The organism is Roseateles puraquae, from assembly GCF_002205845.1.
GTDB classification, from domain to species: Bacteria; Pseudomonadota; Gammaproteobacteria; order Burkholderiales; family Burkholderiaceae_C; genus Pelomonas; species Pelomonas puraquae.
In genome coordinates, this window is sequence record NZ_NISI01000014.1 from 105,098 (window position 1) to 126,501 (window position 21,404).

Genomic DNA, 21,404 nt, shown 5'->3' on the forward strand with positions numbered 1-21,404 from the left:
ATCGGGGCCAACTCGCGGGGAACGCTGGGGGCAACTTGGCTGATTTCCTGGTTTTCGTGCGCCGGCCGCAGGCTCGTGGCCTCCAGCCCCCGCCTCAGAAGGAATAACAAGCTATTAAGCCTTCTGATAAACCGGCCGATTTCTACGCCTTGACGCCTGTATCGTGGTACGTAATACTCGCATTACGTAATACATACGAAATTGGTGGCAGACATGGCACGAGCAGGCGTGACGAAGGGCGAGGTCCAACGGGCTAGGCTGGCGCTGATCAAGGCGGGCAAGCACCCGTCGATCGACGCCATCCGCATCGAACTCGGCAACACCGGGTCGAAGGCGACGATCTTTCGCCACCTGAAGGACATCGAGGCCGACGAAGGTGGCGCCGGCGTGCCGCAGGGATCGGTCAGCGAGGAGCTGCTGTCCTTCGTCACCAACCTGGCCGGTCGCCTGGAATTCGAGGCGCAAGAGCGTTTCGACGCGCTCAAGGCCGGTCATGCCGAAGAGGTGCGCGGCCTGAAGGAGCAGCTGGAGAAGGCCCGTGGCGAAGCCCGCTCGGGCCGGACCGAAGCGGAGCGCAGCCAGGTCGAGCTATCGACCGAGCGCGCCGCGCGCCAGCGGGTGGAGGTCGAGCTGGCCGCGCTGCGCCTGGAACATGGCCAACTGATCACGCAGCTCACCGCCCAGCTCGAAGGCGCCCAGGAGCAACTCAAGGCGGCCCAGGCCCAGGTGGCATCGCTGGAAGAGAAGCACGCCCATGCGCGCGAGGCTTTGGAACACTTCCGCAATGTGTCCCGCGAGCAGCGCGACCGGGAGGCCCGGCAGCACGAGCAGCAACTCCAGTACCTGCAGCGCGAAGTGGCCACCGCCGCCGAGGCCCTGACGGCCAAGCAGACCGAACTGCGATCGGCGCTGCAGGAGAAAGCGGATGCCCTTGCGCAGCTCTCTGCCGCACGAGCCGAGCGGCGTCAGGTCGACGAGCAGCTGCGCGAGCTGAAGCCGGCAGCCGAGCGCCTGGCCGTCCAGAACCAGCTTGTCGAGGACATGCGCGGCCACGCTCAGCAGGCGGCCCAGCAGTACGAAACCCTGCGCGCCCGGGCCAGCGACCTGGAGCAGCGCAATGCCGAGCTGGAGCGCTCGCTGGCGGGTGCCACCGCTACGGCGCAGTCGCAGAGCGAAATGGTCAAGGAATTGCTGGCCCGGATCAGCCAGCCAGCGCCTGCTGGCAAAGCCAAGAGCAAAGCTGCCGCGGCAGGCTGACCGCGGCGATTGCCGTAGCAACGGCGGCCAGCGCCGGTCGCCGGTGCAGTGCCTCAGCCGAGCAGTTCCCGAATAGCAGCCAACACTCAACAAGCGAAACGGCGGAGCGACGTGCTAGCGACAGAGATGACCACAGCGCAGATGCCTGCGATCTATCGGCGGCTTGCGACCGCGATTGGGCCGGAACACTGGCAAGGGGCCGTGGCGAGGCAAGAGGCCGCCATCCGCTCAAATCCCTTTCTGCAGGACTACCTGCGATCCGAGTACGCCATTGCCTACCAGTTGGAGAAGCTGCGCGTACTGGTGGCCGCACGTGGCGACGTGCCGCCATGGGCCTTCAACGACCGGTCCATCTTTCCCGCTCTAGGGTTCGCCGCGCAGGTGCTGGGGGTCTTGAGCCTCTGCACGACGAAGCAGGCTCGTACCTTTGTCAAGCGCGTCAAAACGGCCTTCAGCAGCTCGGAGAACATGCACGGACTGCGGCTTGAGTTGCAGGCTGCAACGCACTTCACGCGTCGGGGAAATCAAGTGTCGTGGCACCGGGCGAACAACACCGGCACCTTCGATCTTCTGGTCGACGACCTTGGCCCATCCGGGCTCGAAATCGAATGCAAGTCGATCTCCGATGACAAGGGCAGACGCATTCATCGATTGGATGCGCTCAACTTCTGGGGAGAGGTATGGAAGGACATCTCCGCTGTAGCGCAGCACTTGCGCAATGGCCTGGCCGTCGTGTTGACGGTGCCCAATCGGCTGCCAAGTGACCCGGAAGAGCGGGCGGCGCTCACCCGGGCGGTAGTTTCTGGGGTTGTGGCAGGCACCAGCACCAGCCTGGGCGGGGGTATGGAACTACGCTTGGCGAACTTCGAGCCAGAGCACCTCTCAGCGGCCATGGCGGGTGATCGCCAAACCTTTCGCGATGCCATCGATGCAGCAACAGGGACGACCAACCGCGAGGCGGCCCTGTATGGCACGCCGAGCGGGGGCATGCTGGCCCTCGTCATTCAGAGTGCCGTCGAGGACGATGTCCTGGATCAGGTGTTTGCGACGCTCAAAGACTCGGCTTCCCGGCAGTTCACGGGACAGCGAGGCTCCCTGTTCTGGGTCGCGCTCCAAGGATTGGACGCCGAGCAGTTGATGTCGGTCCATGAGCAAGACAGCGACCCTAGCCAGCAACCCACGGCGCTGCGCAAAGGCGTCAGCGACTTCCTGACGAACGCGCCTGACCACGTCGTGGGTGTCGTCTTTGGCAGCCGCAGCGGCCTATACCCGACGGACGACGGCATTACGGACATGGGGGGCGTGACGAACTTCTTCGTGAAGGAGACGAGCCCCCATTGGCACGAGAGCTTTAGGGCCCCGCTCAGGGGCTCTGGCGGCATCAGCTAGGCCGAGCCGGACCGTGCAGTTCGCCTGGCGAATATGCTTGCGACGGGACCTGCTGCGCCGGTCCCGCCAGTGCAAGCCTTAAGGAACGCCAGATGGCCCTCAACGAGAAGACGCCTGAACCTATTTGGAACGACGACCTGATGTGCAACTGGTTCGGCTTGCTCGTGCCGGAGCCGGGTCACGTGGTGCTGCTGATCAAGCCGGTGAACAGCACCGATATGGCGGGTGCGATCAAGGTTGCGACCTCCGTGATGCCTGATGTTCGCCACATCATCGTGGCGGTCGGCGGGACGGGCGAGGTCGATGTTGTTTACGTCTTGTCCGATGGCGAGTGGAAGGCAGGCGATCCTCCGCAAGGGACTGTGTTGAAGCAGGCCCTGGCTTTTCGCCTGGGGTCCTGAAAGCTGATCGACAAGCGGATCCAACTCACATCAGACCATGGTGGGCGTGAAGTCGGCGCCGCTACGCCAACAGGTTGTTCGACCGATTGGTGGGCAACTCTGTTGATAACCGCTGGCGGCCGGCGCTAAGCCGTTGTCGCCCGTAGTCGAGGGTCAGTCTGCCCAGAAAAGTAGCACCGCCAGGCCACAGGCCCTCGCCCTTGAAGGCCTCAACGTTGCGGCCGCAACGTCAGGAGCAGCAGGCCGCCGAGGGCCGCGGTGACCAGGGACGCGGTTCCGGAGCCCAGCAACGGGTGTCGCAGCACCGCGGTGATCTCGCCAAGCTTGATCGCCTGGCCCACGGCCAAGCCGAGGAACGCCAAGCCGACAACGGCGGCAACCAGCAACATGGAGACGAAGGCGCGTTCGGCGTTCATGGTGTGAGACCTCTCGACAGCAAGTCCAGGCACCAGTTTTAGCAGCGGGCGGTGCACTCGCCACCCTCACTCGCGGGAAGTCCGACTTCCGTCCGTGGGAACGTTGACGAATTTTCGATGCAAACCAAGGGTTTGTACGGTGAGGAGGCGGCAGACCTGATCCGTCATCGAATTGAAGGCCTCAGAACTGCACCGGGCGACGAGGACGACGTGCAGTGGGCTGCGAAGGCCTTGGGCCTCGCCTGCGATGCAACTACGTGCATGGGAAACTTGCCGGCTCAACAGTGAGGCCGGGATGAGCTTGTCGACTGACATCGCTGGACCTCTTGACGTCAGAACCGAGGACCTGAAGCAGATCGACGCCGGCCAGGCCGTCGACCTGTTCCGCCAGCTCCTGGTCATCGAGGCGGCCAAGGTGGGCGCGCCCATCACCGCCGTCAACGTGCCGGCGGACATCAACACCGCGGACGGCGGCATCGATGCCGATGTTGCGACACACTTTTGCAAACTTCGACCCGGTCGCCCAGACCGGAACAGCCGGTTCCAGTACAGCGCTGAGATCGATCAACGCTGGGTATCTCTTGACCCATGGCGATGCACCGGATCAACGTTTGGCGCGCATGAACGATTGGATGTGCCCGCCGTGGGTGCTCAAGCGCCTGAGCGCAACTGAGGAAGGCTGAGCGTGCGAACTATTTCCTCGGCGTTGTCAGGGCGACCACGGCTGACGACCTACGTACACAGACGCAACAGGCCGGGCATCAGTACGAAGCCCTTCAGTAGCACAGGAGGGCTGGAGAAGCGCAACAGGGAGCTGGAGCGGCTGCTGGCGGTCGCCGAGGCCGCTGGCACAACTAGGAGATCACAGGCTGTTTCGACGCTTGACGGCGCACAGCGCGCTCGACAATTGACCACGGCCATGGCCATGGCCGGCATCCACAGACGGAAACCGAAGCGCGGATGAGGTGTCACTGTTTGGCGCCGCCAGTCCTTAGAGCTTCAAAATCATGCGACTTAGCCCAATCGCTCAGCGCGGCCCTGTAGCGCCTGCGTGCCTCGGGAATCCAGAGCGAGAGCAACTCGAGGTTCTCCGGTGTGAGGAACTCGTGCGCTGCCGAGATCGCGTCCTCCGCTTCGCGGACCCGCAGCTCCCAGCCATTGAGCGCTCTGACCCGCTGGCGTAGAGCGGGCATCTCGAGCATTTCAACGTCGAGGAACTCTAGGTCGCGAAGGCGCTCCAGCGTTTCTGTGATCAGCGTGCCTTTGAAGTCGAAGACGAGCCACGGCATCGGCTTGAGACTGCCCACGGTGACGGTCTCAAACGTCAGATCGCCTCTTTTCCTGTGGGTCTCGGCGACGAGGCGATCAATCTCTTCCTCGCTGCGTCTCCTGGCCTGTTTGACTGCGTGCTCGTGTCGACGCTCCGTCGCTTCGAGGCTGCTAAGAAGGTCATCGCCGATCACCTTATACAGGGGTCCTTTTGACTTCGGTGCGATTTAGGACGAAGTCGACCCCCAGTATCCATGCGGGTTTGCAGCCGACGGCTCGAAATTCTCCTTCTGTATCAAGGGCTTGCTGACCCCCTCGGCGAGCGTTTTTTCATGCGCCAGCGCCTGCTGAGCGGGGATGCGCCAACGCGGCTAGCGATGGCGGCCAAGTCGCGCTCGTGACCACACGCGAGGGTGAGGCTCTGCAAGAAACGGAAAGTTTCGTGCTTTAAGCCAGACGGATCTAAGGCCGACAGCGGATCGACCTTGATGTGCATAAGCTGGCTGCACTTGACCGGCGGCGTCCTCGAAGGCTCCGATTTCGCCCTCTCTCCCCGCCTGCCGACTCGGGCCTGCGCCAGGGGGCCGCTTGGCTCCGATAATTATTGTTATCGTCTTTCAATCCTTATGGATATTGAAGATGATCGTTTCCTAACGTATGCTTTGGCTGTTATCTATGTCCTGCTAAGACCCGATATGGCTCGTCCCACCATCGCCACGCCCGAGGAAGTCCGCTCGACGGTTCTGACGCTCCTGGCGGAATCCGAGGTGCCGGAACGGCCGTCGCGCCAGTCGTTTCGGCGCGCGGTCTCGGTGCGACGGGTGCGCGAGCGCTTGGGCGGCGGCAATCCGGCCACCATCGGCCGAGAGATCAATGCCTTGGAGTCCGAGCTGGTGCAGGCCGCGCCGGTGCTCGCGACGCCTGAAATTCCTGTCGACATCGCCGATCTGATGCAGCAGCTCTGGCGTGCGGCCGTCAGCTCCCAGGTCGATGACCTGGTCCGCATGCGCGGCGAGGCCCAGGCCATCGCCGATGGCGCCCGGCAGCAACTGACCGAGGCCGAACTGCGCGTCGAGGTCTTGAAGCAGGAACTCGCCGAGTTGCGGGCAGCGGTCGCCGACCGCGATGCGCGAATCGCCCAGGCCAGCACGGACCTGGCCGCGATGGCGCAGCAGGTGCAGGCCCTGCAGCAGGATCTGCAGGCCGCCGGCGCGCGCGAGACCGAGCAGCGGACCGTGGCCGACGAACTCCGGGCGAACCAGGCGCAGGCCGTTGCGGCGGCACGGGAACGCTACGACGGCCTGTCCAAGCGCTTGCTGGAGGAGACCGGGCAGCAGCGTCAGGCGGCCCAGGCCGAGGTGGCGCGCGCCAACTCGCAGTTGCGCTTTGCCATGAAGCGTCAGGAAGCGCTCGAGGCCAGGCTGGAGCGCTCGGAGACGGAATTGCGCGAAGCCCGCAAGCTGCAGCAGGAGGCCAGCGGCGAGGTGAGCGCGCTGCGCTACGTCAACACCTCGTTGCGCGCCCAGATCGACGAGTTCGTGCGCTCGCTGCCTCCCCCACCGCCGGCACCCGGCCTGGCGCGCGGCCGCAACCGCGTGCCCAAGGTCGCCAAGAAGAAGGCGCCGCGCAAGGCCCGCCCGGGTCCTTCGAGCGAGTGAAGCATGCCCAGCGAACCGGACAGTGCATGGGTGGATCTGGGCGTCGTGCCGCCGCAGCGATTGCCGGCCGGGGCCGCGGCGGTGGCCGACTACCTGGCGCTGGCACTTGGTCACCCGGTCTTCGAGCGCTGGAACTGGACGCGCATGATCCGCGTCTATGGCGCCCTGCCGGACGCCCGGCGGGCCAAGCCCGCGCTGTGCCGGCTGCTCATCGACGCCCCTGAGGCCGTCGAGGCCTGGCAGCGCGGACGCCTTCAATTGTTCTCCGCTTCGGAAGCCCCGGCCATCGAGGCGGTGGTGAGCGGGCTGCTCAAGACACATCGCAAGCGATTCCAGGCGGAGGTGTCGACGCTCGATGACGGTCGGCGTGCTGGCGAGCTCTCGGGGATTTCGGTGGTCGCGAGGGGGCTTTCCGCCAGCCTCGTGAACATGCTCGATGGCCAGGGCCGGTTTGCGAATGCCGACCGGGCGACCAACACCCTGGGTGCGTTGAGTGATCTGGCCGCCGTCGAGGCCTTCCTGCGCGAGAAGACCTGCCGTTCGCGCCACACCTGGCGCGCCTATGTGGCCGAGCTGGAGCGGCTCGCCACCTGGTGCCGGAGTGTTGATCGGGGACCGCTGTCCGACCTCACTCGCCAGGATCTGCAGGCCTACCGGCAGTGGCTGTCGCAGCCCCGGGCGGACTTGCTTGAGGGCGGCGCCGCTGAGGCCCCGCTGGCTGCCCGCTCGCTCGGCGAGCGCTCGCAGGCGCGCGCCTTGGCCGTGTTGGGCAGCCTGTTCCGTCATTGGCACGAGACCGGCTACCTGATCGCCAACCCGGCGGCCGGCATGGCCAGTGGCCGGCGGCAAGGCCGCAGCCTGTCCGCCAAGCGTTGTGCGCCGGCGGAGTTGTTGGCGCTCTGTGACCGCTGGGTTGAGCAGCACACGCCAGGGGAACCCAACGCTGAGGATTTGCCTGCCTGGCGGCGTGCGGCGATCTGGGCGCTGTTTCGGTGCTCGGGTGTGCGGCTGGCCGAGCTGGCCTGGCGGGCTGAGCACGGCCTGCCCCGTCTGGACGTCGATGCCCAGGGGCATTGGACCCTGCATGTGCTCGGTAAGGGAAACAAGGCGCGAGCGATCCCCTTGCCAGGAGGCCGGGTCGGGGTACTGCGCCGCTACCGCGTCGCACGCGGCCTGCCCGACGGCCCCGGCCCCCTGGAAACCCTGCCGCTCTTCCATGGCGAAAAAGGCGGCGCCCTCGGCCCGCGAGGGCTGTACGACGAAGTCAAGGCGGTGCTGGCGGCGGTCGCCGCTGAGCTGGGATCTCAAGACCCTGCCCAGGCCGCGCTGCTGCGCGAAGTGTCACCGCACTGGCTGCGCCACGCCTATGCGCGCACGCTGGTGGTCGACCATCAGGTGCCGCTGCCGGCGGCCCAGCAACTGCTCGGCCACGCGTCGGTGCAGACGACAGCGGAGTACGCCAAGACGGACCTGCGCCAGCTGCGGGATTTGGTGGAGCAGGCCTGGGACGGGGCTACCGCGCCCCGGGGTTAGAAACGATGGAGGCCGACCAGCACGAAGCTCTCACGACGCACGTTGACGCACGGGCCGTGGCATCACCTGCCGCCATCTGCCGCTCAGCCGCAGCGCAGCGCGTCTATCAGCGGACACGACACCTGGCCGCGATCCGCGCAGCAATCCGTTACCAACTTTGACAGCGCCGCCTCCATCCGCGTGAGGTCCGCCAGCCGGGCGCGCACGTCGGCCAGCCGCATGGCGGCAAGCTCGGCCGCCTCGCTGCAATGCGTGCCGTCCTCCAGTTTCAGCAACTCGAAGATCTCGTCCAGGCTGAAACCCAGGCGCTGGGCCGATTTCACGAATTTCACCCGTGCCACGTCCGCCCCGCCATAGCGGCGGATGCTGCCGTAAGGCCGGTCCGGCTCCAGCAGCAAGCCCTTGCGCTGGTAGAAGCGGATGGTCTCGACATTGACTCCGGCGGCCTTGGCAAAGGCTCCGATGGTCAGGCTCTCCAAAATATTTTCCATTTCGCTTGACTCCGTACTTGACTACGGAAGTAACGTTACAGCATCAAGCGAAACCTCGAAAGGAGAACCGCATGTCGGAACCGCAAACCGGGCGCGGCGCGCTTGCCGCCAGTGGCCTGGCCGCCATCCTCGCATCGACCTGCTGCCTGGGGCCGCTGGTACTGGTCGCCCTGGGATTCAGTGGAGCCTGGATCGGCAACCTGACCGTGCTGGAGCCGTACCGTCCGATCTTCATCGGCGCGGCGCTGGTCGCGCTGTTCTTCGCCTGGCGGCGCATCTTCCGGCCGGCGCACGCCTGCCAGCCGGGCGAGGTCTGCGCGATTCCGCAGGTTCGCACCGCCTACAAGCTGATTTTCTGGACCGTCGCCGCGCTAGTTGTGGTCGCGCTCGGTTTCCCCTACGTGTTGCCTTTCTTCTATTGATCAGGAGTCCACCATGAAACAGTTGCTTGCCGCCGTTGCTCTTGTCGCCGTTGTTGCCCCGGTGTGGGCCGCCACGCAAACCGTCACCCTGTCCGTGCCCGGCATGACCTGCGCCGCCTGCCCGATCACGGTCAAAAAGGCGCTCTCCAAGGTCGAGGGGGTCAGCCAAGTGGACGTGACCTTCGAGAAACGGGAAGCGGTCGTGACCTTCGACGACGCCAAGACCAACGTCCAGAAACTGACTAAGGCAACCGAGGACGCGGGCTATCCGTCCAGCGTCAAGCGTTGAGCCTGGCGTGAGGCCATGAAGCCGCTTGCGCGCATCGCCGACAAGGCCGGGGCGCTCGGTGCCGTCGTCTCCGCGATGGGCTGTGCCGCCTGCTTTCCCGCGCTCGCCAGCCTGGGCGCGGCCATCGGCCTGGGCTTCCTACAGGAATACGAGGGGTTGTTCATCTCGCGGCTGCTGCCGCTGTTCGCAGCGCTGGCCCTGCTGGCGAACGCGCTGGGCTGGCTGCGTCACCGCCAATGGCACCGCAGCCTGCTCGGCATGATCGGGCCGGCCATCCTGTTCGCCGGCACGGTCTGGCTGCTCGGCAACTGGTGGACGGCACGCCTGGTGTTCACGGGCCTAGCCCTGATGGTCGGCGTCTCGATCTGGGATCTGGTCTCGCCGGCGAACCGCCGCTGCGGGCCGGACGGCTGCGAACTGCCCGCGAAACGCGGCTGACGGCTTTGGGACGCAACGAACGATGAGAAATGACGACATGACACAGTTGAAGATTACCGGCATGACCTGCGACTCCTGCGCCGCCCATGTCAAAACCGCCTTGGAGAACGTGCCCGGCGTGCAATCGGCCGAGGTGTCCTACGCCCAGGGCAGCGTCCGGCTCGCCGTCGATGCCGGCACGCCCTCCGACGCGCTGATTGCCGCCGTCGCCGGACTGGGCTACCGCGCGGCCCTGGCCGATGCGCCGAGCACGGCGGCCAAGGGTGGACTGCTCGACCGGGTGCGGGAATGGGTCGGCAGCGGCGATAAGGCCAGCCATAACGGTAGCGCACTGCATGTCGCCTTCATCGGCAGTGGCGGAGCGGCGATGGCGGCAGCGCTGAAGGCTGTCGAGCTGGGCGCGCGCGTGACGCTGATCGAGCGCGGCACCATCGGCGGCACCTGCGTCAACGTCGGCTGCGTGCCGTCCAAGATCATGATCCGCGCGGCGCACATCGCGCACCTGCGCCGAGAAAGCCCGTTCGATGCCGGCCTGCCGCCCGCGCCGCCGTCTGTCTTGCGCGAACGGCTGCTGGCCCAGCAGCAAGGTCGCGTCGAGGAGCTGCGCCACGCCAAGTACGAAGGCATCCTGGAGAACACCCCGGCCATCACCGTGCTGCGCGGCGAAGCCCGTTTCGAGAACGAACACAGCCTGACCGTGCCGCTGGCGGACGGCGGCGAGCGCACGGTGTCGTTCGACCGCTGCCTGATCGCCACCGGCGCAAGCCCCGCGATCCCGCCGATTCCGGGCCTCAAGGACACGCCCTACTGGACCTCCACCGAGGCGCTGGCGAGCGACACCATTCCCGAGCGCTTGGCGGTGGTCGGCTCGTCGGTGGTGGCGGTCGAGCTGGCGCAGGCGTTCGCCCGGCTCGGCAGCCAGGTCACGATCCTGGCGCGCAGCACGCTGTTCTTCCGCGAAGACCCAGCCATCGGCGAGGCGCTGACGGCCGCGTTCCGCGCCGAGGGAATCGAGGTGCTGGAACACACCCGGGCCAGCCAGGTCGCGTATCAGGATGGCGAATTCGTGCTGAGCACCGCACAGGGCGTACTGCGCGCTGACCGGTTGCTGGTCGCCACCGGCCGCGCGCCGAACACCCGCACCCTCAACCTGGAAGCGGCCGGCGTCAAAGTCAATCCGCAGGGGGCCATCGTCATCGACCAGGGCATGCGCACGAGCAGCCCGGGCATCTTTGCGGCCGGCGACTGCACCGACCAGCCGCAGTTCGTCTATGTGGCGGCGGCGGCCGGCACCCGCGCGGCGATCAACATGACCGGCGGCGAAGCGGCGCTGGATCTGACCGCCATGCCGGCGGTGGTGTTCACCGATCCGCAGGTCGCCACCGTGGGCTTGAGCGAACAGGAAGCGCACCACGCCGGCATCGAGACCGACAGCCGTACCCTCACGCTCGACAACGTGCCGCGCGCGCTGACCAACTTCGACACGCGCGGCTTCATCAAGCTGGTGGTCGAGGAAGGCAGCCATCGGCTGATCGGCGTGCAGGCGGTCGCTCCGGAAGCGGGCGAACTGATCCAGACGGCGGCGCTCGCCATCCGGGCGCGTATGACGGCGCAAGAGCTGGCCGACCAGTTGTTCCCCTACCTGACGATGGTCGAAGGCTTGAAGCTCGCGGCGCAGACCTTCAGCAAGGACGTGAAGCAACTGTCCTGCTGCGCCGGGTAGCGGCAGAAAGGGCGGGAGGGATGGCCGTGAGCGACTACACGGTGTCGAAACTGGCCCAGGAGGCGGGCGTCAGCGTCAGCATTGCAGGCTGCCGGTGGTCGCAAGTTCGAGAATTCTCTGTAAGCTATCGGCTGGTCGTCTAGACGACTCCGTCTGACTCCCGCTCCCAGCGCCCGATACCGCCTTTGCAATGAGACTGACCCGAGCCCTGAACAAGCTGATCTGCCGCGTGCTGATCGGTGTCGTTCTGTTCGCGCAGTTCGCGGTGGCGAGCTATGCCTGCCCCAGCGGCATGGCTATGGGGGCAGGCGCGATGGACGCGGCCGACGCCGTCACAAGCAGCAGTCCTAGCGACCTGGACTATCAAACACCCAATCTGTGCGCGGAGCACTGCAAGATTGGGCATCAGTCCAGTGACACGGCCCCGGCACCTGTCGTCGCGTTACCCATGCTGGACCTGCTGTACGCACTTCCTCAACGTGACGATGTCGGTGCTGTAGCGCTGTCTGCTGCGGTGCCGGACCCGTTGCTGGCCGTGCCACCACCGCCGCACGCCATCCTCCACTGCGTCTTTCGCACTTGATCTCCTGATCTCTTAGAGGTGCTCGGCACACGCGCAAGCGTGCTCCCGGCGCCCGTTGAGCGCGCCTCTGCGTCGCCGCTGCGCGACCCGGCGCTGGTCCCTTGGGTCCATCAGGAGCCTTCATGTTTTCCCGTTTTCTACAAGCTGCGGCCGCGCTCGGCCTGGCAGCGCTCGCCTGGCCGTCGCAGGCCGAGCCCCTTTCGCTGCAGGACGCGGTGCGCCTGGCTGAGCAACGCTCGCGCCAATTGCCGGCGCAGGACGCCGCGGCCGACGCCGCACGCCAGATGGCCGTGTCCGCTGCGCAGCGCCCCGATCCCGTCCTGAAGGCCGGCATCGACAACCTCCCCGTCACGGGCGCCGATCGCTTCAGCGTGACACGCGACTTTATGACCCAGCGCACGGTGGGCGTGTCGCAGGAGCTGACCCGCTCGGACAAGCTGCGCCTGCGCGCCTCCCGCTTCGAGCGCGAGGCCGAAGCCGCCGAGGCCGGCCGGCAGCTCGCGCTGGCCAACCTGCAGCGCGACACCGCCAGCGCCTGGCTGGACCTCTACTACCAGCAGCAGATGCGCACCTTGCTGCGGCAGCAAAGGACCGAAGCGGCGCTGCCCGTCCAGGCCGCGGACGCGGCCTACCGCGGTGGGCGCGGTAGCCAGGCCGACGTGTTTGCCGCGCGCGCCGCCGCCGCGCAGATCGACGACAAGATCGCCGCTGCGGACCGCGAGGTAGCGAGCGCCAAGACCATGCTGACCCGCTGGACCGGCGTGGCGACCGACGAAATCCTGGACGCACTGCCAGCCCTCGATGCCGTCCGGCTGAACGAAGAGACGCTGGACCAGGACATTGCCCACCACCCCGAACTGGCGGTGCTGGTGAAACAAGAAGCCGCCGCGCAGGCGGATGCCGATGCCGCGCGGGCCAACAAGCGCCCGGACGTTAGCGTGGAGGTTTCGTACAGCCAGCGCGGCCCGGCCTACTCCAACATGGTCTCGGTCGGGGTCTCCATCCCGCTGCAGTGGGACCAAAAGAACCGCCAGGACCGCGAGCTCGGCGCCAAGCTGGCGGTGGTCGAGCAGCTGCGCGCTCAGCGAGAAGAGCAGACGCGCATGCACGTCGCCGAGGTGCGGACGCTGCTTCAGCAATGGCGCAGTGATCGTGAGCGCCTGGTCCGCTACGACGAGGAACTGCTGCCTCTGGCTGCCGATCGCACCCGTGCAGCGCTCGCTGCCTACAGCGGCGGCACAGCCTCGCTCAGCGCCGTGCTGGATGCTCGCCGCGGCGAGATCGACACCCGCATGGAGCGGCTGCGCCTGCAGATGAGCGCTGCGCGGCTCTGGGCCCAACTGAACTACCTGATCCCCGACGGCCCTGGCGGCGCGATGGAGCTTGCGAAATGAACAAGAAACCCCTCTGGATCGCCATGGGCGTCCTGTCCCTGGCGCTGGGCGGCTTTGGCATCTACCAGTTCGGCAAATCACAGAGCATGGCCAGCATGCCCGCGCCAGAGTCTGATTCCGCTGCGCCTACCGTCAGCGGCGCGCCAACCGGAACCCTCCCGCAAAGCGTCGCTGAAGGTGAAGACGCCACCCGTCGCCACGTCAAGTCCGGCTTGAAGGCCGGCGACGTCGACCCGGTCACGGGCCAGAAGATCCTGTACTACCACGACCCCATGGTGCCGGGGAACAAGTTCGACGCGCCGGCCAAGTCTCCATTCATGGACATGATGCTGGTGCCGGTCTACGCCGGCGGGGATGGCGACGCAGGCAAGGTGACGGTCAGCCCCCGGGTTCAGCAGAACCTGGGCGTGCGAACGGCCGAAGTCGTCGAGGGCACGCTATCGCCGCAGGTATCGAGCGTGGGCAGCATCGCCTTCAACGAGCGGGACCAGGTGATCGTGCAGGCACGGGCCACGGGCTACGTCGAGCGGCTGCTGGTGCGTGCCACGCTGGACCCGGTTCGCGCTGGCCAGCCGCTGGCCGAGTTGTACGTCCCCGACTGGATCGCGGCCCAGGAAGAGTTCCTGTCGGTACAGCGCATGCAGGGTACCGAGCTTGGCGCCCTGGTCGACGGCGCGCGCCAGCGCATGCGCCAGGTTGGCATGAGCGATGCGCTGATCCGCCAGGTCGAAGAGACCGGCAAGACCCTGCCGAAGTTCACGCTGACCGCGCCCATCGGCGGCGTGGTCGTCGAGCTGATGGCGCGTGAGGGCATGACCGTGTCGTCCGGTGCGACGCTGTTCCGCATCAACGGCCTGGGCACCGTGTGGGCCAATGCAGAGGTGCCAGAGAGCCAGGCCGCGCTGCTGCGCGCCGGCGCCAAGGTCCAGGCGCAATCCCCCGCCGTTCCCGGCTCGACCTTCAGCGGTCGCGTCCAGGCCATCCTGCCCGAGGTCAACCCAGCCACGCGCACCCTGAAAGCCCGCATGGAGCTGGGCAACCCGGGCGGGCGGCTGGTGCCTGGAATGTTCGTGTCCATGAACTTCATGGACACCCGCCCGGAGAAGGCGCTGCTCGTGCCGTCGGAGGCCGTCATCCAGACCGGCAAGCGCACCGTCGTCATGCTCGCCGAGGACAACGGGCACTTCCGCCCGGTCGAGGTTCGCGCCGGCATCGAGAGTGGCGGCCAAACGGAGATCAAGCAGGGCCTGCAAGCCGGCCAGCGCGTGGTCTCGTCGTCGCAGTTCCTGATCGACTCCGAGGCCAGCCTGCGTGGCCTAGAAGCCAGGCTCAACAACGCACCCGACAAGAAGGCCGAGGCCGAGAGGCCGCGCTTCGACGGCCAGGGCAAGGTCGTCGCCGTCGGCCGCGACACGCTCACCATCGCCCACGAAGCCGTCCCTGCGTTGAAGTGGAAGCCCATGACGATGGACTTCAAGCTGCCGCCCAAGGGCCTGCCGCGAGGAATGACGGAAGGCGACCGCATCAACTTCACCTTCACCATGCCCAAGGAGGGGCCGCCGGCGCTGATCTGGGTCACGCTGCAGACACCTGAACCCGCGACGACCGCCTCCGCCGCGGCAACCGCAGGGAGTCGCAAATGATCGCGCGCCTGATCCGCTGGTCGATCACCAACCGTTTCCTGGTGCTGCTGGCCACGTTCATGATCGCCGCGTGGGGCGTGTACTCGGTCAACCGGACACCGCTGGACGCGCTGCCGGACCTGAGCGACGTGCAGGTCATCATCCGCACGACCTATCCCGGCCAGGCGCCGCGCATCGTCGAGAACCAGATCACTTATCCACTCACGACGACCATGCTGTCGGTGCCGGGCGCGAAGACGGTCCGCGGCTATTCCTTCTTCGGCGACTCCTTCGTCTACGTGCTGTTCGAGGACGGCACGGACCTCTACTGGGCCCGCTCCCGGGTGCTGGAGTACCTGAACCAGGTGCAGTCCAAGCTGCCGCCCACGGCCAAGACGTCGCTGGGGCCGGACGCGACCGGCGTGGGCTGGATCTTCCAGTACGCCCTGGTGGACCACAACGGCACCCAGGACTCATCGCAGCTGCGCGCGTTGCAGGACTGGTTCCTGAAGTACGAGCTGAAGACCGTGCCCAACGTCGCAGAAGTGGCCACGATCGGCGGCATGGTGCGCCAATACCAGGTGCAGCTCGATCCCGACAAGCTCGCCGCCTACAAGATCCCGCACACCCGGGTCATCGAGGCCATCCAGAAGGCCAACCAGGAGGCTGGAGGCTCGGTGCTGGAACTGGGCGAGGCCGAGTACGTCGTGCGGGCCTCAGGCTACCTGCAGTCGCTCGACGACTTCCGCCAGATCCCGCTGATGACCACGCCCGCCGGCGTGTCGGTCAAGCTGGGCGACGTGGCTCGCATCCAGCTCGGCCCCGAGATGCGCCGCGGCATCGGCGAGATGGACGGTGTGGGCGAAGCCGTGGGCGGCGTCATCGTGATGCGCTCCGGCAAGAACGCGCTGGAGACCATCGCGGCCGTCAAGGACAAGCTGAAGGTGCTGCAGGCCAGCCTGCCGCGCGGCGTCGAGATCGTGCCGACCTACGACCGGTCCAGCCTTATCGAGCGGGCTGTGAGCAACCTGACCCACAAGCTGCTCGAGGAGTTCGCCGTCGTCGCGGTGGTGTGCTTCATCTTCCTGTTCCACCTGCGCTCGGCCTTCGTCGCCATCGTCTCGCTGCCCCTGGGCATCCTGTCGGCGTTCATCGTCATGCAATACCAGGGCGTAAACGCCAACATCATGTCGCTGGGGGGCATCGCCATCGCCATTGGCGCGATGGTGGACGCGGCGGTCGTCATGATCGAGAACGCGCACAAGCACCTGGAGCATTGGGCCCACGACCACCCAGGCGAAACCCTGCAGGGCGCCGAGCGATGGAAGGTCATCGGGGATTCGGCCGCCGAAGTGGGACCTGCCCTTTTCTTCTCGCTGCTGATCATCACGCTGAGCTTCATCCCGGTCTTCACGCTGGAAGCCCAGGAAGGCAGGTTGTTCTCACCGCTGGCCTTCACCAAGACCTATTCGATGGCCGCGGCGGCGGGCCTGTCCGTGACGCTGATCCCCGTGCTGATGGGCTACCTGATCCGTGGGCGCATCCCTGATGAGAAGACCAACCCGCTGAACCGCCTGCTGATCGCGCTGTACCGGCCGCTGCTCAATGCCGTGCTGAAGGCGCCCAAGCTGACGATCAGCGTGGCGGCCGTGCTGTTGGTGGCCAGCCTCTGGCCGTTTCAGCACATCGGCGGCGAGTTCATGCCGCGCCTGGACGAGGGGGATCTGCTCTACATGCCGTCGGCGCTGCCGGGCCTGTCCGCCGGCAAGGCGTCCGAGCTGCTGCAGCAGACGGACCGGCTGATCAAGACCGTTCCCGAGGTGGCCAGCGTCTACGGCAAGGCCGGCCGCGCCGAGTCGGCCACCGACCCCGCGCCGCTGGAGATGTTCGAAACGACGATCCAGTTCAAGCCTCGCGAGCAATGGCGACCCGGCCTGACAACCGACAAGCTCATTGAGGAGCTGGATCGCATCGTCAAGGTGCCGGGTCTGGCCAACATCTGGGTGCCGCCCATCCGCAACCGCATCGACATGCTGGCCACGGGCATCAAAAGCCCGGTGGGCGTGAAGGTGGCCGGCAGCGACCTGGCGACCATCGACCGGCTGACCGGCGAAGTCGAAAGGGTGCTGAAGGGCGTGCCGGGCGTGACCAGTGCGCTGGCCGAGCGGCTGACGGGCGGCCGCTACGTCGACGTGAGCATCCGGCGCGCCGATGCGGCTCGCTTCGGCATGAACATCGCCGACGTGCAGTCGCTGATCTCGTCGGCGGTCGGCGGCGAGAACGTCGGCGAGACGGTGGAAGGCCTGCAGCGCTTCCCGATCAGCGTGCGCTATCCGCGCGAGATCCGCGACTCGGTGGACAAGCTGCGCAGCCTGCCCATCGTGACCGACAGCGGCCAGCGGCTGGTGCTGCAGGACGTGGCCGACGTCCGCATCACCGATGGCCCGCCGATGCTGCGCAGCGAAAACGCGCGCCTGTCGGGCTGGGTCTACGTCGACCTGCGCGACCGCGACCTGCGCAGCGCCGTGCAGGACATGCAGGAGGCCGTTGCCCAGCAGGTCAAGCTGCCGCCCGGGTATTCGATCTCGTGGTCCGGCCAGTTCGAGTTCCTCGAGCGTGCCACAGCCAAGCTCAAGATCGTCGTGCCCTTCACGCTGTTGATCATCTTCGTGCTCCTGTACCTGACCTTCGGCAGCCTGGGCGAGGCGCTGCTCATCATGGCGACATTGCCCTTTGCGCTGGTCGGCGGCATCTGGCTGCTCTGGTTGCTGGGCTACAACCTGTCGATCGCCGGCGCCGTGGGCTTCATCGCACTGGCAGGGGTTGCCGCCGAGTTCGGCGTGATCATGCTGCTCTACCTGAAGAAGGCCTGGCAGGAACGGCTGGATGTCGGCAAGACCTCTGCCGAGGACCTGCTGGACGCCATTCGCGACGGCGCCGTCCTGCGCGTGCGGCCCAAGGCCATGACCGTGGCCGTCATCCTGGCTGGCCTGTTCCCCATCATGTGGGGCACGGGAACGGGCTCGGAGGTTATGCAGCGCATCGCCGGGCCCATGGTCGGCGGCATGATCACGGCGCCGTTGCTGTCGATGTTCGTTATCCCAGCGGCCTACTTGCTGATGCGCCGGCCGTGAGAAAGGGCAACCAAATGACATCCCGCAGCGTCGGCCGTCCGAGCTGAAGGTGGAAGGGGGAGGCCGGGCGCCAAGCGCCCGGCTCGCCGTGGACAACGCTTTGCGTTGCCCACCGTTGTAGAGAAATGGTTCAAGGAGCACAGCGATTGCGAGCACCGTGCTGCGTGCTCAACGTGCCGGAACGCGTGATCAACACTGCCGGAACACGCACCGGCACGACGGTTGGGGCTTTCGTCGGCGATAACTGGGGTATAGCGGCCGTGGCGCTGGCTGCGTTGTTTGGCCTGTCGCCACGCCGGAAGGCGCGGAGTATGTCGAGCATTTCTGCGGGCTGGAGGGCTATCAGTGTTTCAAGGCTCGCATCAATGCAGAAGTTGGCACCGACACCGAGCCGACAGCGAGCTAGCCGTTCGCCCAACCCCGCCGCCTCGGCGCCGCAGCCGCAGTGCTCGGCATGATCCTCTCGGCGTACTTTTCCACCGGGAAGTCGAAGGTGCCCCGGAAATTGATCCCCTCGACCGCCGTGGGCGCGATCCGCCGCAGGTGCTCGGTCGCGGGCTGCCCGCCGGCCTCCCGGATGCGGTCCAGTGCCGCCTGCATCTGCTCGGTGTTCCAGGCCATCACGATGTTGCTCATCAAGCTTAGGGCCGAGGACACGCCCGCCAGGGTCTCTTCGCGCTTGGCCAGGTCGCTGGGCACCTGACCGTCGTGGATCGCACGCTGCAGGGTGTGCATGGACTCGCCGCGGTTCAGGGCGTGCTGCACTTCGGACCGGAAGGCCGGGTTGATGAAGTAGTCGAGCAGGTAGATGGTCGTCAGCAGCTTGCCGATCTGCACGCCGGCGTCATAGGCTGGTTGCCCGCGGGCATCGCTGCCGTAGCGCTCCAGGGCGAGGACAGCCGAGCAATGGCCGGTGTAGATCGAGGCGGCGATGCGCACATGCTCGTCGTGGTGGGCCTCCATCTCCGCCTCGTCGAGGTCGCGGTCGACCACGCAGTCCAGGATTTCGGGCACGTCGAAGTCCACGGGCACATGCAGCCGCCGGCTCTTCAGGTCCGCCAGGCGTGGGCACAGGTCAAAGCGCAACAGCTTGGCGATCAGCATGCCGAAGTAGGTGAAGCCGTGGGTGTCCACCGCGAGCTGGGCGATGTCGTTCGTCGCCCGCTGGCGGACAACGCCTTCGATGGCCACGCCCACCTGGCGGCGGTTCAGCACCACCGGCTGGTCGTAGAAAAACCCCCAGCGGTCGTGCGCGTGGGTGTAGACGCCCATGGACGCCGTCCTGCGCCGCGGGTCGGCACGGGCCTGCCAGATGTTGCGCGGGATCTCCAGGCTCATCATGTCGGACGAGGCCAGGTCGGCGCGCCCCCAATGGCCGGCGATCTCGAACTGCTGCATGTACTGGAACACGGCGTCGGCGGAGGCGCGCAGCTGCCGTTCGCTGCACAGCCGCTTGGTCATTGAGCGCACCGCCTCCGCCGTCATGCCGGGGATCATGCGAGCCACCTCGGCCGCAGACATGGCCGTGCTGAGATTCATCGCCGATGCGTAGGCCAGCAGCAATTCATCGCGGCTGTTCGGCTCGCGGCCGAGGAGGTGCCAGCTGTAGCGCACCTTGCTATCGACGTGCAGCATCATGTCGGAGATCTGGCCCTCAGCATGCTGGGCGTGCAGCGCGCGGCGCAGCTCGGCGACGCGCTTGTCCTCGTCGCTGACCGGCTGATGCTCCAGGTGGATACCCTCGGTATCGACGCGCACACGGCCGTCCTGCACTGCCTTGGCGAACTCGTCCAGGCGTTCGCGCAACAGGGCCTTGTACTGGGCCAACTGCTCCTTGGGATCCTGGTGCGCCTTCAGGTGCCCGTAGTGGTGGTTGCGCTGAACCTGCCATTCGTCCTTGGGAATGAGCAGCGCGGCGTAGCCGCGGTATTTGAAGCTGTGGGCCAGGAACACCGAGCCGTTGCGCAGCGACAGGCGCAGCTTCAGCAAGGTCGCCCATTCGAAGGCCGCCAAGGCCCGCTTGCGGTCGGTGCCGTTGATGGCCGCCCGCCACCGGCTGCCCAGGTCGATGGAGGCTGACGGCGGCAACTCGGTGCCCTTGCTCGCGTAGATCTCGCGCAGCCGCTCCAGCGCCATGATGACCGGGTGCTCGCCGTCGGACTCCAGCGAAATGTCCAGCAACTGCTTCAGCATGGCCCGGGCCTGCCTGGGGTTGTCGACCAGCCATTCACGCCCCAGGGCGGCACGCGTCAACTTGGACTGCTTGAGCGCTTCGTCGGCCAGGGTCACGAGTTGCTCGCGCAGCTCGGCCTCTGTCAGCCCTTTGTTCGTGGCCCGGTCGCGCACGCCCTGGGCGAACTTGCGCAGCCGGCCTTGAGCCTCGTTGTACTGGGGCGCGGTTTCCTTGCCGGCCTTGTTCACCATCTTGCGGATCCAGCGCCGCAGCATCTCCAGCATCTGGTCTGACGCCGTGCACAGGGCATAGCGTAGGAAGCAGCCCACCTCGATGGTGCGCCGCACACCGGTGATGCGCGCGCTGATCGAGGGCGGGCGATTGCCGCGCCGCTGGCCGTAGAAGCGGGTCGCCGACTCGTTGATCTGGGCGGGCCACTGGCCGGCGACGCCCAGGGCCGTCAGGTATTCGATCTTCTCGAAGAAGTGACTGATCTGGACGGTCGACTGCTTGATCGGCGGCGACCAGAGCCAGGACTGGACTGGGGTGCCGTCACTGCGCGCCTCGGTCAGCACCTTGGCCCACTGGTCGAGGGTGGGCAGCGAATAGGTCTTGATCAGTTCGTCCCCGAGCTGCTGCTCCTGGTCGCGATGAGCCTGGCTGATCAGGCGTTTGAGTTCACGGTCGGCAATGAGCAGGATGCGATGCTCATAGAACCACTGCTTGAGTTCGCCGAGCAGGGACGACACGCCGGCCCGGCCTTGCAAGGTTTCGCGCAACCAGCGCACGACATAGCGGCGCTGGTGCTCGGTGAGGCGGCTGAAGCCGAGTTTTTCGTAGGCGGTCTGCTGATGGTCGGCCAGCGTGCGGGGGCGTTCGGCGTAGATCGAGGCGAGGCTGGCGATGTCGGGTGGGTCTTGCACGCCGATCTGATCGGCCAGATGCCGCCATAGCCGCTTCGGAACGTTGTCGACGGCGTCGAGCGTGATGCCGCTCATGCGGATGAAGCCGATCTGCAGGGCGACGGCCAGCTTGAAAAGGGGCTTCTGGCGCTGGCCGATGCAGGCCAGCTCGGAGCGGTTGAAGGTGAAGAATGTCGTGAGCTCGAAGTCTTCGAGCTTCGAAGGCAGCCGGCGCTGACCGAGGTATGGGATCCGCCAATGTTCCACGGGCTCGTTCCTCCACCCGAGATGGGGTCGAGCGGAGCATATC

At 66.5% G+C, this 21,404-nt stretch carries 19 protein-coding genes and 1 pseudogene; 16 read left to right on the forward strand and 4 right to left on the reverse strand.

All coding sequences use genetic code 11. The annotated features are described in order from the left end of the window. Window positions 1-213 precede the first annotated feature (213 nt). From CDO81_RS24225 to CDO81_RS24235, 3 genes are all read left to right on the forward strand, one after another. Entirely contained in the window at window positions 214-1,257 is a 1,044-nt protein-coding gene (locus tag CDO81_RS24225; protein ID WP_088485822.1) for a DNA-binding protein, read from the forward strand. 141 nt (window positions 1,258-1,398) lie between these two features. Further along, window positions 1,399-2,646, forward strand: coding sequence for a hypothetical protein (locus tag CDO81_RS24230; RefSeq protein ID WP_206602169.1), 1,248 nt, complete (start codon window positions 1,399-1,401; stop codon window positions 2,644-2,646). Window positions 2,647-2,738: 92 nt separating this feature from the next. Then, complete coding sequence (locus CDO81_RS24235; RefSeq protein WP_088485824.1) at window positions 2,739-3,047, forward strand: hypothetical protein; 309 nt, start codon at window positions 2,739-2,741, stop codon at window positions 3,045-3,047. 209 nt (window positions 3,048-3,256) lie between these two features. Here the strand turns inward: CDO81_RS24235 and CDO81_RS24240 are convergent, their stop codons facing one another. After that, on the reverse strand, window positions 3,257-3,463 hold the full coding sequence (locus CDO81_RS24240; protein WP_088485825.1) for a hypothetical protein: 207 nt from the start codon (window positions 3,461-3,463) through the stop codon (window positions 3,257-3,259). 295 nt (window positions 3,464-3,758) lie between these two features. Here CDO81_RS24240 and CDO81_RS24245 point away from each other — a divergent pair, with 295 nt between their 5' ends. After that, the gene (locus CDO81_RS24245; protein WP_088485826.1) at window positions 3,759-4,136 is read left to right on the forward strand and encodes a hypothetical protein; all 378 of its coding nucleotides are present in this window, start codon (window positions 3,759-3,761) and stop codon (window positions 4,134-4,136) included. Between the two features lie 295 nt (window positions 4,137-4,431). On the opposite strand, the gene CDO81_RS24250 is transcribed toward CDO81_RS24245, so the two are convergent. Continuing rightward, window positions 4,432-4,926 (reverse strand): hypothetical protein, encoded by a 495-nt coding sequence (locus tag CDO81_RS24250; RefSeq protein WP_088485827.1) that lies wholly within the window; start codon window positions 4,924-4,926, stop codon window positions 4,432-4,434. A 432-nt stretch (window positions 4,927-5,358) separates the two neighbouring features. Here CDO81_RS24250 and CDO81_RS24255 point away from each other — a divergent pair, with 432 nt between their 5' ends. Both CDO81_RS24255 and CDO81_RS24260 read left to right on the forward strand, forming a co-directional pair. Continuing rightward, window positions 5,359-6,390, forward strand: a complete 1,032-nt coding sequence (locus CDO81_RS24255) for a DNA-binding protein (protein ID WP_158218413.1) — start codon at window positions 5,359-5,361, stop codon at window positions 6,388-6,390. Between the two features lie 3 nt (window positions 6,391-6,393). Continuing rightward, complete coding sequence (locus CDO81_RS24260) at window positions 6,394-7,923, forward strand: tyrosine-type recombinase/integrase (protein ID WP_088485829.1); 1,530 nt, start codon at window positions 6,394-6,396, stop codon at window positions 7,921-7,923. Between the two features lie 83 nt (window positions 7,924-8,006). Here the strand turns inward: CDO81_RS24260 and merR are convergent, their stop codons facing one another. Then, window positions 8,007-8,414: an Hg(II)-responsive transcriptional regulator gene (gene merR / locus CDO81_RS24265; protein ID WP_088485830.1), complete on the reverse strand. Its 408-nt coding sequence runs from the start codon at window positions 8,412-8,414 to the stop codon at window positions 8,007-8,009. A gap of 71 nt (window positions 8,415-8,485) precedes the next feature. Between merR and merT the strand changes: the two genes are divergently transcribed. From merT to CDO81_RS29190, 10 genes and pseudogenes are all read left to right on the forward strand, one after another. Continuing rightward, window positions 8,486-8,836, forward strand: coding sequence for a mercuric ion transporter MerT (gene merT, locus CDO81_RS24270; protein WP_088485831.1), 351 nt, complete (start codon window positions 8,486-8,488; stop codon window positions 8,834-8,836). Window positions 8,837-8,849: 13 nt separating this feature from the next. Then, window positions 8,850-9,125, forward strand: coding sequence for a mercury resistance system periplasmic binding protein MerP (gene merP / locus CDO81_RS24275; RefSeq protein WP_088485832.1), 276 nt, complete (start codon window positions 8,850-8,852; stop codon window positions 9,123-9,125). A 15-nt stretch (window positions 9,126-9,140) separates the two neighbouring features. Further along, window positions 9,141-9,563, forward strand: coding sequence for an organomercurial transporter MerC (gene merC / locus CDO81_RS24280; RefSeq protein ID WP_088485833.1), 423 nt, complete (start codon window positions 9,141-9,143; stop codon window positions 9,561-9,563). A gap of 37 nt (window positions 9,564-9,600) precedes the next feature. Next, a complete protein-coding gene (gene merA, locus CDO81_RS24285; protein WP_088485834.1) occupies window positions 9,601-11,286 on the forward strand; it encodes a mercury(II) reductase in 1,686 nt (561 codons plus the stop codon). Window positions 11,287-11,476: 190 nt separating this feature from the next. Continuing rightward, entirely contained in the window at window positions 11,477-11,869 is a 393-nt protein-coding gene (locus tag CDO81_RS24290) for a cytochrome c family protein (protein ID WP_088485835.1), read from the forward strand. A gap of 122 nt (window positions 11,870-11,991) precedes the next feature. Further along, window positions 11,992-13,263: a TolC family protein gene (locus CDO81_RS24295; RefSeq protein WP_088485836.1), complete on the forward strand. Its 1,272-nt coding sequence runs from the start codon at window positions 11,992-11,994 to the stop codon at window positions 13,261-13,263. Beyond that, on the forward strand, window positions 13,260-14,906 hold the full coding sequence (locus CDO81_RS24300) for an efflux RND transporter periplasmic adaptor subunit (RefSeq protein ID WP_088485837.1): 1,647 nt from the start codon (window positions 13,260-13,262) through the stop codon (window positions 14,904-14,906). Before CDO81_RS24295 ends, CDO81_RS24300 begins: the two co-directional genes overlap by 4 nt. Then, a complete protein-coding gene (locus tag CDO81_RS24305; RefSeq protein ID WP_088485838.1) occupies window positions 14,903-18,019 on the forward strand; it encodes an efflux RND transporter permease subunit in 3,117 nt (1,038 codons plus the stop codon). Before CDO81_RS24300 ends, CDO81_RS24305 begins: the two co-directional genes overlap by 4 nt. 125 nt (window positions 18,020-18,144) lie before the next feature. Further along, a pseudogene (locus tag CDO81_RS29335) lies at window positions 18,145-18,318 on the forward strand (hypothetical protein); the annotation flags it as partial. Continuing rightward, window positions 18,264-18,425: a DUF3330 domain-containing protein gene (locus tag CDO81_RS29190; protein ID WP_158218414.1), complete on the forward strand. Its 162-nt coding sequence runs from the start codon at window positions 18,264-18,266 to the stop codon at window positions 18,423-18,425. The pseudogene CDO81_RS29335 and the gene CDO81_RS29190, both read left to right, overlap by 55 nt. Here the strand turns inward: CDO81_RS29190 and CDO81_RS24315 are convergent. Then, a complete protein-coding gene (locus CDO81_RS24315; RefSeq protein ID WP_088485840.1) occupies window positions 18,422-21,361 on the reverse strand; it encodes a Tn3 family transposase in 2,940 nt (979 codons plus the stop codon). The two genes, CDO81_RS29190 and CDO81_RS24315, sit on opposite strands and share 4 nt — an antisense overlap. Window positions 21,362-21,404: the final 43 nt, after the last annotated feature.

Coding starts and splice junctions, on each gene's coding strand:
- CDO81_RS24230 (WP_206602169.1), top strand. CDS start 1,399: ATGCCTGCGATCTATCGGCGGCTTGCGACCGCGATTGGGCCGGAACAC.
- CDO81_RS24295 (WP_088485836.1), top strand. CDS start 11,992: ATGTTTTCCCGTTTTCTACAAGCTGCGGCCGCGCTCGGCCTGGCAGCG.
- CDO81_RS24225 (WP_088485822.1), top strand. CDS start 214: ATGGCACGAGCAGGCGTGACGAAGGGCGAGGTCCAACGGGCTAGGCTG.
- CDO81_RS24235 (WP_088485824.1), top strand. CDS start 2,739: ATGGCCCTCAACGAGAAGACGCCTGAACCTATTTGGAACGACGACCTG.
- CDO81_RS24305 (WP_088485838.1), top strand. CDS start 14,903: ATGATCGCGCGCCTGATCCGCTGGTCGATCACCAACCGTTTCCTGGTG.
- CDO81_RS24300 (WP_088485837.1), top strand. CDS start 13,260: ATGAACAAGAAACCCCTCTGGATCGCCATGGGCGTCCTGTCCCTGGCG.
- merC (WP_088485833.1), top strand. CDS start 9,141: ATGAAGCCGCTTGCGCGCATCGCCGACAAGGCCGGGGCGCTCGGTGCC.
- CDO81_RS24260 (WP_088485829.1), top strand. CDS start 6,394: ATGCCCAGCGAACCGGACAGTGCATGGGTGGATCTGGGCGTCGTGCCG.
- CDO81_RS24245 (WP_088485826.1), top strand. CDS start 3,759: ATGAGCTTGTCGACTGACATCGCTGGACCTCTTGACGTCAGAACCGAG.
- CDO81_RS24290 (WP_088485835.1), top strand. CDS start 11,477: ATGAGACTGACCCGAGCCCTGAACAAGCTGATCTGCCGCGTGCTGATC.
- merP (WP_088485832.1), top strand. CDS start 8,850: ATGAAACAGTTGCTTGCCGCCGTTGCTCTTGTCGCCGTTGTTGCCCCG.
- merR (WP_088485830.1), bottom strand. CDS start 8,414: ATGGAAAATATTTTGGAGAGCCTGACCATCGGAGCCTTTGCCAAGGCC.
- CDO81_RS24255 (WP_158218413.1), top strand. CDS start 5,359: ATGGATATTGAAGATGATCGTTTCCTAACGTATGCTTTGGCTGTTATC.
- merA (WP_088485834.1), top strand. CDS start 9,601: ATGACACAGTTGAAGATTACCGGCATGACCTGCGACTCCTGCGCCGCC.
- CDO81_RS24240 (WP_088485825.1), bottom strand. CDS start 3,463: ATGAACGCCGAACGCGCCTTCGTCTCCATGTTGCTGGTTGCCGCCGTT.
- merT (WP_088485831.1), top strand. CDS start 8,486: ATGTCGGAACCGCAAACCGGGCGCGGCGCGCTTGCCGCCAGTGGCCTG.